This window comes from Pantoea wallisii, from assembly GCF_002095485.1.
Taxonomy (GTDB): domain Bacteria; phylum Pseudomonadota; class Gammaproteobacteria; order Enterobacterales; family Enterobacteriaceae; genus Pantoea; species Pantoea wallisii.
Genome location: NZ_MLFS01000052.1, coordinates 22,992 through 34,357 on the forward strand (window position 1 = coordinate 22,992; position 11,366 = coordinate 34,357).

Sequence of the window (11,366 nt, forward strand, 5' to 3'; positions counted from 1 at the left end):
CTTTCATGTCTTTTTATATCAAAGGCTTAAGATGGCTTCCAGAAAACAGGCACACACTTCCGGCTGGCGGCGTCCGCTGGCATATTTACACATTGCCGTGCAGACGGGCATGGCAATAACACCCTTTTGGGCGATGACCGTTCAGGCTGCCATGCCGCAGCCGGATGACGGTGAATGGCAGCGTACCGCCGGGCATCTCACTACGCTGGCCCAGGTGGCACAGTCGCGTGATATTAATGGCTTTGCTGCAGAGCAGGCATCCGGGCTGGCAACTCAGCAGCTGCAGCAGTGGCTGCAAACCTTCGGCACCGCGCGCGTCGAACTGGGCACGGATAATCACTTTAAACCGCATCTCGGGGCAGTTGATGTGCTGCTGCCGCTGAGCAAAAGCGAGCAGCATCTGTTCTTCACACAGAATGGTTTGCGCAACGTTGATGGTCAGCTGACGGGCAATGCGGGCCTCGGTATGCGCCACTTCAGCGGCGACTGGATGCTGGGCTATAACGCCTTTTACGATCAAAATTTCAGCCGCGGACACAAACGCGTGGGAACCGGCCTGGAGGCGTGGCGTGATTACCTGAAGCTCTCCGGGAATGGTTATTATCGCCTCTCCGGCTGGCGTAATGCGGGTGATGTGGAGGATTACGATGCGCGTCCGGCCAATGGTTACGATCTGCGTGCTGAAGCCTGGCTACCGGCGTATCCGGCACTTGGCGGCCGCCTGATGTATGAGAAGTATTACGGGGATGAAGTGGCGCTGTTCAGTAAAGATAAGCGGCAGAAGAACCCAAATGCGGTCACTGCCGGTCTGAGCTGGACGCCGGTGCCGCTGCTCTCAGTAAGCGCCGACCATAAAAAGGGTGGCAGTCAGAGTGAAACGCTGCTGGGCCTGCAGCTTAACTGGCATCCGGGGCAATCGCTGGCCTCACAGCTGGATCCGGCATCCGTAGGGCTGCAGCGCACGCTGGCAGGCAGCGGCATGGATCTGGTCGAGCGTAACAACGCCATTGTGCTGGAGTACCGCAAACAGGAGCTGATTACGCTTACGCTGCCGCAGACCATCGCCGGTACCAGCGGCAGCACGCAGGCGATCCGCTACCAGCTGGCAGCAAAATATGGCTTGTCGCACATTGTCTGGCGCGATGCAGCAATTATTGCTGCGGGCGGAAAGATCATTGATGACGGCAACGGCAGCTATCGCCTGGTCATGCCGAAGTATGTCGCCGGTCTGCCCAACAGTTACGTGTTAAGCGCTGTAGCACATGACACGCACAACAACACCTCAAAAATCGCCACCACTACGGTCAGCGTGGCGCGTCCGGCAGTGAGCGCCCTGCGCAGCAGCACCGTTTCTGCGCTGAACACCCTGCCGGCGGATGGTAAATCCACCACGCAGATTACGGTTACGCTGGTTGATGAAGAGGGCGCACCGGTTACCGGGCTGGCAGCCGAACTGGCGGCCAGCGTGACGGAGCAGAGCATGCCTGATAGCGGCAGCGTGACCACAGCCGCTGTGCCACAGGGGGTGCAGCCTGCCCAGCCCGCCCGCCTGAGCGACATTACAGAAACGGGTAATGGTCATTACGTTATGACCTTAACGACCGGCAACCGACCTGCGGTGGCGGTGGTCACACCAACGCTGGGTAACCTGGCGCTGCCGTCGGTCAGCATCAGCGAAACCAGCGATACGGCCAGCGCAGCCGTGCGCGACGGTGATTTAACGTTGATCACCGATAGCGTGATCGCCAGCGGTAAAGATGCTGCGCGCGTTCGGGCTCGCGTTACCGATGGTAGCGGCAACCCGGTGGCAAATATGGCCGTACTCTTTACGCTGAGCGGTTCTGCCCGGGCCGCTGCAGGCAGCAGCCTGACCGGCGTGAGCGATAAAAATGGCTATGTCACGTTGCTGTTTACCGATACGGTAGCGGAGAAAGTTACCGTCACGGCAGCGACCGCGGCAGGTAGCGCGCAGGTGCAGGCGACCTTTGTTGCAGATAGCCAGGCGGACGCAGGCAAGTCAGCGCTGAGCGTATCGGCCCCGGCCATTCTGGCGGACGGCAGTGAGAGAGCGGTCGTGACGCTGGATCTGCGTGACAGTTACAATAATCCTATAACCGGTCAGGATGTTGCGTTCATCTCCTCACTGCAGGGCAGCAAGCTGGATACGATCAGGGAGAGAGGCAACGGCATTTACGAAGCTTCGCTCAGTGGCACCGTGCCTGGCACGACTACGCTCAGCGTGACCGTAGCAGGTAACCGCCTGGATGTGACTACCGCTCAGGTGGTGCTGAAACCGGCGCCGGTGGATCTTACGGTGAAGGTGGACAGTGCGCGTAAAAATATCGGCGAGCGCATTCAGCTGACCGTAAACGCCGTGCGTAAAACCACGCATCAGCCGGCGCCACAGACAAAAATCACGCTGCAGGTGGTTGAGACGCTGAACCGCCAGAACCAGCCCGCCAGCAGTGGCAACCTGAAGCTGAACGGCGGCGAAGTGACGACCTATGAAGGCGTAACGGATGCCAGCGGTAATCTGGTGATTAACATCACCGATCCGGACGGCACCGGAGTAAAAAACACGCTGGAGCTGAGAGCAGAGAGCGGCGATACCGCGCTTCAGGCGGTGACCTTTAATGTCAAAACCAGCCCGGATGTCGCAAGTGCCACGATGTGGGGCAACATGACTGAGACCGTGACGGTCGGGGGAACGACGTTCCATCGTCCCTGGTTAAATAGCGAGAAACGGGGCGACGGTGTGCAAACGTATCACAATGAAGACTGGGGAAGTTACAACTTCCAGACGGCAAGTAAAATCTGTACTCTCCCAACCAAGGAAGAGTTAATAAAACTGTACAATGCTTATCCGAATAATAAGCTGCTGGATCAATTGGGCTGGCGAACCGATAACGTATACCGTACGTCTTCAGTTCAGGATAAAGAGCACAACTACGTGTATATGGATAAGGGTGTCGTCTCTTTCCGCAAAGGCGGAGATGGCTACCACTACGATGTAATCTGTAAACAGTAACCCGGGCGCTTAAAGCTTCAGTGCTACATAGTTAATTTCATAAAGCCCCTGGCCGATGCCAGGGGCTTTTTTGCATGCTGAGAAGGGAGCGGTAAACGGTGCTACCTGACTATTTTTTCGCCGGGCAGGGTGCGTCAGGCGTGGAACGCTGCCTTCGCACCAGCGGCGTTTTCAGGCGCTGCGCCAGGATCACGCCCACCAGCGTCATACCGCCACCAATCCAGTGATACGCCTGTAACTGCTCGTGCAGAAACAGCACGGCGATCGCTGCGGTAAACACCGGTACAAAGTTCATAAAGATGCTGGTGGTGCTGGCGCCTAAACGCTGCACGCCCAGAATCCACAGGAAGGGCGCAATAATGGATGCGAACAGTCCGGCAAACAGCACCAGCGGCACGTTGGCGGCATTCAGCGTCACGTCCGGCGCATGCAAGAAGCCCGGCAGTAGCAGCAGCACGCCGAAGAGAATCTGCACATACAGGCTTTGCCAGGTTGGCAGCGCAATCGCCCAGCGTTTGGTCAGTACGCCATACAGCGCATAAGAGGTGGAGGCGGCCAGCATCATCAGTTCACCGTTGCCCAGGCGCTGATCCAGCAGCTGCGCCGGATTGCCCGCGCTCACCAGCCACACCAGGCCGGCAAAGGAGAGCACGCCGCCAATCAGGATGCCGCGCGTAGGGGCGAGACGCAGCACAAACAGACTCAGCAGGATGGTCAGTAGCGGAATGGTGGCGCCAAGAATCCCCATCATCACCGCCGATACGCTGTGCGCCGCATAGTAAGCCAGGCTCTGATAGAGCACCATGCCCAGCAGGCCGAGCACCAGCAGCCGCCACAGGTTGACTTTAATGGTGTGACGATGGCGCCACACGCCGGGCAGACAAAAAGGCGTCAGCACCAGCAGGGCCAGCAGCCAGCGGTAAAAGGAGATCGCTGCAGGATCGATGCTGCCGGCAGACAGCTTGCTAACGATGGTGTTGACTGACCAGATCAGAACGGCAATCAACGGAAACAATAAATTCATGATACGGCTCCGCAAAATAAACGCGGGTAGCTTACGTTTGACCGGTTTAAACCAGATAGTTAAAATCGGACAAAATTCGTTAATGACCGGACAGAATGAGTCTGCAAATAGAGTATCAGCCCCCGGTGGACGCTTCGCAGCTGCGCTACTTTATGCGCTACGAGCAAACCAATGCGAAAACCGAATACCTGCCGCATCAGCATGAGTGGGGCCAGGCGATCTTTGTCTCCGGCCATGTGCTGGAGATGGAAGTGGAGGGCGAACGGCTGCTGACGCCTGCAGGCATGCCGATCTGGATTCCGCCCGGCCAGCGCCACAGCAGTTACAACCACTGCCTGGCACAGTTTCGTACCTTCAATCTTGCCGCCGATCTCTGTAGCGGCATGCCGCAAAAGGCCTGCCTGCTGACCGTAGACGCCATCGCGCACGCCATCATGGATGAGTTTACCCGGCGGGGGCTGGAGCAGCCGCACAGCGACGCCGACTGGCGGCTCTGCGACGTTTTAATCGATCGCCTGCGCCTCGCGCCGGTGCACACCAGCTACTTACCGCTGTCCGATGACAAATTCCTTGCGCCAATACTGCGCGCGCTGGAGGAGAACCCGGCGATAACACCACGCTGGCACAGTGGGCGAAGCGCGTGTTCACCACTGAACGTACGCTGGCGCGGCGCTGTCAGCAGCAGCTGAAGATGTCCTTCAGCGAGTGGCGGCAGCGCTTACGCTTTTTGCGCGCCATCACGCTGCTGGAGCAGGGCTGTAGCGTGCAGGGCATCGCCCACGAACTCGGTTACAGCTCCGCCTCGGCGCTTATTGTGATGTTTCAGCAGCAGGCCGGCACCACGCCGGATCGCTATCGTAGCCGGTTAGGCTAATTCCCGGCTTTATGCCATCATATGCCCCGTTTATTTCAAGCAGACAGGACCGCCGCCGTGAAAATTCTCGTCGATGAAAATATGCCGTACGCTCGTGAACTGTTTAGCCGCACCGGTGATGTGGTCGCCGTGCCGGGTCGCCCGCTGCCGGAAGCGGAACTACAGGATGCCAGCGGCCTGATGGTGCGCTCGGTGACTAAGGTCAACGCGGCGCTGCTGGCGGGTACGCCAGTGAAGTTTGTCGGTACCGCGACGGCCGGAACTGACCACATTGATGACGCCTCGCTGGCGGCGGCCGGTATCGGCTTCTCGGCGGCGCCCGGCTGCAACGCTATTGCGGTGGTGGAGTACGTTTTCTCTGCGCTGCTGCTGCTGGCCGAACGTGACGGCTTTGCCCTGCGCGATCGCACCGTGGGCATCGTCGGCGTCGGCAATGTCGGCAGCCGTCTGCAACAGCGCCTGGAAGCCTGGGGCGTTAAAACTCTGCTGTGCGATCCGCCGCGCGCCGATCGCGGTGACGCCGGCGATTTCCGGCCGCTGGAGGAGCTGGTCGCGCAGGCGGATATCCTCACTTTCCACACGCCGCTGTTTAAAGACGGACCGTACAAAAGCTGGCACCTGGCCGATACCGCGCTGCTGCTGGCGCTGAAGCCGGGTTCCATCCTGATTAACGCCTGCCGCGGCCCGGTGGTGGATAACGCGGCGCTGCTGGAGATCCTCAAGCTGCGCCGCGATCTCAGCGTGGTGCTGGATGTGTGGGAGCCGGAGCCCGAGCTCAACCTCGATCTGCTGGACAGAGTTGATATCGCCACCGCACACATTGCCGGCTATACGCTGGAGGGCAAGGCGCGCGGCACAACGCAGGTATTCGAAGCCTGGTGCGACTTCATCAGTCAGCCACAGTCGGTCACGCTGGAGAGCCTGCTGCCGGCGCCGGAGTTTGGCACCCTTACGCTGCACGGCAAGCTGGATCAACCTACGCTGAAACGGCTGGTGCATCTGGTGTATGATGTGCGCCGCGATGACGCGCCGCTGCGTAAAGTGGCCGCGCAGCCGGGCGAGTTTGATCGCCTGCGTAAGCAGTATGAAGAGCGCCGTGAATGGTCATCGCTGCGCGTGCAGTGCGATGATGCTGAGACGGCAGCGATGCTGGAGAAACTCGGCTTCCGCGCCACGCTGCAACAGTAGCGTCAACCCCCGGTAATGATTCATGCATCAGCATGACGGGGATTTATCTTAATTCTCAGGAGGCGAGATCACCGCCTCTCTTTTTTATGCCATTGTCTGGAGTAAACCAACATGTCTGACGGCTGGAATATTGCGCTACTGGGCGCGACAGGCGCAGTAGGGAACGCTTTACTGGAACTGCTGGCGGAACGCCATTTCCCGGTTGGTGAATTGTATCTGCTGGCGAGCGAAAACGGCGCGGGTGAGAGCATCCGTTTTGAGGGCCGTTCGCTACGCGTGCAGGATGCGGCGGAATTTGACTGGACGCAGGCGCAGCTGGCGTTCTTTGTGGCCGGACGTGAGGCGTCAGCGCGCTATGCCGAAGAGGCAGCCAGCCAGGGCTGTATCGTTATTGACAGCAGCGACCTGTTCGCGCTGGAGCCGGATGTGCCGCTGGTGGTGCCTGATGTCAATCCGCAGGTGATGGCCGACTATCGCAACCGCAACATTATTACCGTTGCTGATGCGCTGGTGAGCCAGCTGTTAAGCGCCATCAAACCGCTGGTAGATACCGCGGGGCTGGGTCGCCTGCAGGTGACGAATCTGGTTTCGGCCTCCAGCCATGGCAAAGCCGCTGTGGATGGGCTGGCCGGTGAGAGCGCGCGTTTGCTGAACGGCGTACCAGCTGATGAGCACTATTTTGGCCGCCAGCTGGCGTTTAACCTGCTGCCGCAGCAGGTGGATAGCCTGGGCAGCGTGGAGAGCGAGCGTCGTCTGGTTGATCAGGTGCGCAAAGTGCTGCAGGACGAAGGGCTGCCGATTGCGGTCAGCAGCGTGCAGGCGCCGGTGTTCTACGGCAACGCGCAGATTGTCTATATCGAGAACCTGCGCCCGTTGTCTGCCGAAGAGGCGCGTGACGAACTGGCGCGTGCGGAGGATATCAATCTGAGTGAAGAGGGCGAATACCCGACTCAGGTCAGCGATGCTTCCGGTAACGAAACGCTGAGCATTGGCAGCGTGCGTAACGATTACGGCGTCCCGGAGCTGCTGCAGTTCTGGTCGGTTGCCGACAACATCCGCTTCGGCGGCGCGCTGATGGCGGTGAAAACGGCGGAGAAGCTGGTGCAGGAGTATCTCTGGTAATGTTGGCGGAAGGGACCACGTTTAAGCTGGCGTTAGGCATTGAGTATGACGGCAGCCGTTACTATGGCTGGCAGCGCCAGAATGAAGTGCGCAGCGTGCAGGAGAAGCTGGAGAAGGCGCTGTCAAAGGTGGCGAACCACGCTGTCAGCGTGTTTTGTGCCGGACGCACCGACGCCGGCGTGCACGGCACCGGGCAGGTGGTGCATTTCGAAACCACCTCACAGCGCGCTGACAGCGCCTGGACGCTGGGCGTGAACGCCAATCTGCCGGATGATATCGCCGTGCGCTGGGTGAAAGCGGTACCGGAGACGTTTCATGCGCGCTTCAGCGCCACGGCGCGGCGCTATCGCTACGTGATTTACAACCAGCGGCTGCGCCCGGCCATTCTCGGCAAGGGCATCACCCATTTTTATCATCCGCTGGATGCTGAAAAGATGCAGCGCGCCGGGCAGTGCCTGATTGGCGAGAATGACTTTACCTCGTTTCGCGCCGTGCAGTGTCAGTCGCGCACACCGTGGCGCAACGTGATGCACCTGAACGTGACGCGTCAGGGGCCCTACGTGATTGTGGATATCAAAGCCAACGCCTTTGTGCATCACATGGTGCGCAATATTGTGGGCAGCCTGATGGAGATCGGCACCGGCAATCAGCCAGAAACGTGGATGGCTGAGCTGCTGGCGGCCAAAGATCGCACCCTGGCGGCGGCCACGGCCAAAGCCGAAGGGTTGTATCTGGTGGCGGTAGACTATCCCGCTCACTTTGCGTTACCTCAGCCTGCGCCGGGACCGTTGTTCCTCGCGGATTCATTTTAATCGGAAAGTGTCAGGGAGTTAGCTGTTATGGAGTTTGTCCACTTTATTGTCGATTTTATTCTGCACATTGATGTGCACCTGGCCGAACTGGTCGCGCAGTACGGCATCTGGATCTACGCCATTCTGTTCCTGATCCTGTTCTGTGAAACCGGGCTGGTGGTGACGCCGTTCCTGCCGGGCGATTCGCTGCTGTTTGTTGCCGGTGCGCTGGCTGCGCTGCCGGGCAACGATCTTAACGTGCATCTGATGGTGACGCTGCTGGTGATCGCCGCCATTCTGGGCGATGCGGTGAACTACACCATCGGCCGGCTGTTTGGTGAGAAGCTGTTCAGCAATCCGAACTCCAGAATTTTCCGTCGCAGCTACCTGGATAAAACTCACGCCTTTTACGATCGTCACGGCGGCAAAACCATTATACTTGCGCGCTTTGTGCCAATCGTGCGAACCTTTGCCCCCTTCGTGGCGGGAATGGGACACATGTCTTATCGCCACTTCGCGCTCTTTAACGTAACGGGTGCGCTGCTGTGGGTGCTGCTGTTCTCTTATGCGGGTTATCTGTTTGGTGACCTGCCCGTGGTACAGGAGAACCTCAAACTGCTGATTGTCGGCATCATTGTGGTTTCCATACTGCCAGGCGTTATTGAAGTGTGGCGTCACCGCCGCCAGGCGCGTCAGCAGAAGCCGCAGTAAGCGGGTTACCAGATTTTTATCCACAGCGTGAACGGGTTGTGGTTTAATGAGCGACATTTACGGCCTGCTGAAGGTGATTTCAGCAGTAACGACAAGACTGGACCAGGTCAGCATTAAACAGAAAGGTCATCAATGAGCTGGATTGAACGCATACTGAATAAAAGCACTACCACACCTTCGCGCAAAGCCAGCATCCCGGAAGGGGTGTGGACGAAATGCGATAGCTGTGGTCAGGTGCTGTACCGCGCCGAGCTGGAGCGCAACCTTGAAGTCTGCCCGAAGTGCGACCACCACATGCGTATGCATGCGCGCGAGCGTCTGCATAGCCTGATGGATGAAGGGTCAATGGTAGAGCTGGGTAGCGAGCTGGAACCCAAAGACCTGCTCAAGTTCCGCGACTCGAAGAAGTACAAAGATCGTCTGGTGGCGGCACAGAAAGACACCGGCGAGAAAGATGCGCTGATCGTCATGAAAGGCCAGCTGCACGGTATGCCGGTAGTGGCTGCTGCGTTTGAGTTCGCCTTTATGGGCGGCTCCATGGGCTCGGTAGTGGGTGCGCGTTTTGTGCGTGCCGTAGAGCAGGCGCTGGAAGATAACTGCCCGCTGATCTGCTTCTCCGCCAGTGGCGGGGCGCGTATGCAGGAGGCGCTGCAGTCGCTGATGCAGATGGCAAAAACCAGCGCTGCGCTGGCGAAGATGCAGGAGCGCGGTTTGCCGTATATCTCCGTGCTGACCGACCCGACCATGGGCGGCGTCTCGGCCAGCTTTGCGATGCTGGGCGATCTCAACGTGGCGGAACCGAAAGCGCTGATTGGCTTTGCCGGTCCACGCGTTATCGAGCAGACCGTGCGTGAAAAACTGCCGCCGGGCTTCCAGCGCAGTGAGTTTCTGATTGAGAAGGGCGCGATCGACATGATCATCCGTCGTCCGGAAATGCGCTTTAAGCTGGCAAGCCTGCTGGCGAAAATGATGAACCTGCCGGCGCCGCTGCAGGATGGTGATCAGTCAACCACGGCTGAGCCGGAGAGCAACGAAGCCTGACAGGCAACCGAAAGGCGCATATTGATGCGCCTTTTTATTCATGCACTACACCGTAAAGAGCGAACGGGCACATGGACACTCTTCACCTCCCTCAAGCCACGTCGCCTTTGGCCACGTGGCTTCATTATCTTGAAAATCTGCACGCTCAGGCTATTGAACTCGGCCTGGATCGTATTCAGCGCGTCGCTGCACGCCTCGACCTGCTAAAACCCGCTCCGTTTATCTTTACCGTCGCCGGAACGAACGGCAAAGGCACCACCTGCCGCACGCTGGAGACCTTGCTAATGGCGGCGGGGTATCGCGTTGGCGTCTACAGCTCGCCGCACCTGGTGCGTTACACCGAGCGCGTTCGCGTACAGGGCGCTGAGCTGGATGAAGCGCTGCACAGCGCCAGCTTTGCCGCAATTGAGGCCGGACGCGGCGATATCTCGCTGACCTACTTTGAATTTGGCACGCTCTCCGCGTTCAACCTGTTCCGTGAAGCGCAACTTGATGTGGTGATCCTCGAAGTCGGGCTGGGTGGACGGCTGGACGCCACCAACATTGTTGACGCCGATGTCGCGGTGATCACCAGCATCGCGCTCGACCACACCGACTGGCTGGGCCCGGACCGGGAGAGTATCGGCCGGGAAAAAGCGGGCGTGTTCCGCGCAGGCAAACCGGCGGTGGTGGGCGAAGCGGATATGCCGCACACCATCGCTGAGGTCGCAGCGGAGAAGGGCGCGCAGCTGCTGCAGGTGAACCGCGACTGGCAGTGGCAGCAGCAGGCCAGCAGCTGGTCGCTGCAGGATGCGCACGGCGCGCTGTGTGACCTGCCGCTGACGCAGGTACCATTACCCAACGCAGCCACCGCGCTGACCGCACTGCGCGCATCGGGTCTCAACGTCAGTGAGGCAGTTATCCGTGCGCATCTGCCGCTGGCGATGTTACCGGGGCGCTTTCAGACGGTGAGCGAATCGCCGCGCGTCATTCTGGATGTCGCTCACAATCCCCATGCCGCGCACTACCTGGCGTCACGCCTGGCAGAGCTGCCGAAAAGTGGCACCGTGCATGCGGTAGTGGGCATGCTGCATGACAAAGATATCGCCGGGACGCTGGCCGCGCTGGCGCCACAGGTTGATCGCTGGCACTGCGCGCCGCTTGAGGGCCCGCGCGGCGCCACCGCAGACGAGCTGATAGCGCATCTTGCTGAGGCGGCGGCTTATGCCAGCGTCGGGGCAGCGTGGCAGGCGGCGCGTCAGCAGGCGCGTCCGGAAGATCTCATTCTGGTGTGTGGTTCGTTCCACACGGTGGCACAGGTTATGGAATTGATGGCAGCGGAGAACGGCAGTGGCAAGTAAGTTTCAGAACCGTTTAGTCGGAACCGTCATTCTGGTGGCGATTGGCGTCATCGTATTGCCGGGTCTGCTGGATGGTAAGAAAAAGCACTATAAAGAGGAGTTCGCGGCCATCCCGCTGGTCCCTAAACCGGATGACCAGCAGGACAGTGAAATGGTGCCGCCGGTAACGCAGCCCCTGCCGTCGCAGCCGCCGGAAGGCGCAGGCAGCGCGCAGCAGAATCCGGCCAGTACGCCGGCCCAGAGCACC

Annotated in this window: 8 protein-coding genes and 2 pseudogenes; 9 read left to right on the forward strand and 1 reads right to left on the reverse strand. The window is 59.5% G+C overall.

Going from position 1 to position 11,366, the window contains the following annotated elements:
- Positions 1 to 31: 31 nt before the first annotated feature.
- Positions 32 to 3,028, forward strand: coding sequence for an inverse autotransporter beta domain-containing protein (locus tag HA48_RS16835; RefSeq protein WP_128602349.1), 2,997 nt, complete (start codon positions 32 to 34; stop codon positions 3,026 to 3,028).
- Positions 3,029 to 3,137: 109 nt separating this feature from the next.
- Here the strand turns inward: HA48_RS16835 and HA48_RS16840 are convergent, their stop codons facing one another.
- Positions 3,138 to 4,052, reverse strand: a complete 915-nt coding sequence (locus tag HA48_RS16840) for a DMT family transporter (RefSeq protein WP_128602350.1) — start codon at positions 4,050 to 4,052, stop codon at positions 3,138 to 3,140.
- A gap of 95 nt (positions 4,053 to 4,147) precedes the next feature.
- Between HA48_RS16840 and HA48_RS16845 the strand changes: the two are divergent.
- The 8 genes and pseudogenes from HA48_RS16845 to HA48_RS16880 form a co-directional block, all read left to right on the forward strand.
- A pseudogene (locus tag HA48_RS16845) lies at positions 4,148 to 4,926 on the forward strand (helix-turn-helix domain-containing protein).
- A 57-nt stretch (positions 4,927 to 4,983) separates the two neighbouring features.
- A complete protein-coding gene (pdxB, locus tag HA48_RS16850) occupies positions 4,984 to 6,114 on the forward strand; it encodes a 4-phosphoerythronate dehydrogenase PdxB (RefSeq protein WP_128602351.1) in 1,131 nt (376 codons plus the stop codon).
- 111 nt (positions 6,115 to 6,225) lie between these two features.
- The gene (locus tag HA48_RS16855) at positions 6,226 to 7,236 is read left to right on the forward strand and encodes an aspartate-semialdehyde dehydrogenase (RefSeq protein WP_128602352.1); all 1,011 of its coding nucleotides are present in this window, start codon (positions 6,226 to 6,228) and stop codon (positions 7,234 to 7,236) included.
- Positions 7,236 to 8,048 (forward strand): tRNA pseudouridine(38-40) synthase TruA, encoded by an 813-nt coding sequence (truA, locus tag HA48_RS16860; RefSeq protein WP_128602353.1) that lies wholly within the window; start codon positions 7,236 to 7,238, stop codon positions 8,046 to 8,048. The genes HA48_RS16855 and truA overlap by 1 nt, the downstream gene beginning before the upstream one ends.
- A gap of 27 nt (positions 8,049 to 8,075) precedes the next feature.
- Positions 8,076 to 8,738 (forward strand): DedA family protein, encoded by a 663-nt coding sequence (locus tag HA48_RS16865; protein ID WP_128602354.1) that lies wholly within the window; start codon positions 8,076 to 8,078, stop codon positions 8,736 to 8,738.
- A gap of 132 nt (positions 8,739 to 8,870) precedes the next feature.
- A complete protein-coding gene (gene accD, locus HA48_RS16870; protein WP_128602355.1) occupies positions 8,871 to 9,779 on the forward strand; it encodes an acetyl-CoA carboxylase, carboxyltransferase subunit beta in 909 nt (302 codons plus the stop codon).
- Positions 9,780 to 9,850: 71 nt separating this feature from the next.
- On the forward strand, positions 9,851 to 11,119 hold the full coding sequence (gene folC, locus HA48_RS16875) for a bifunctional tetrahydrofolate synthase/dihydrofolate synthase (RefSeq protein WP_128602356.1): 1,269 nt from the start codon (positions 9,851 to 9,853) through the stop codon (positions 11,117 to 11,119).
- Positions 11,109 to 11,366: pseudogene (locus HA48_RS16880) on the forward strand (cell division protein DedD); the annotation flags it as partial. The gene folC and the pseudogene HA48_RS16880, both read left to right, overlap by 11 nt.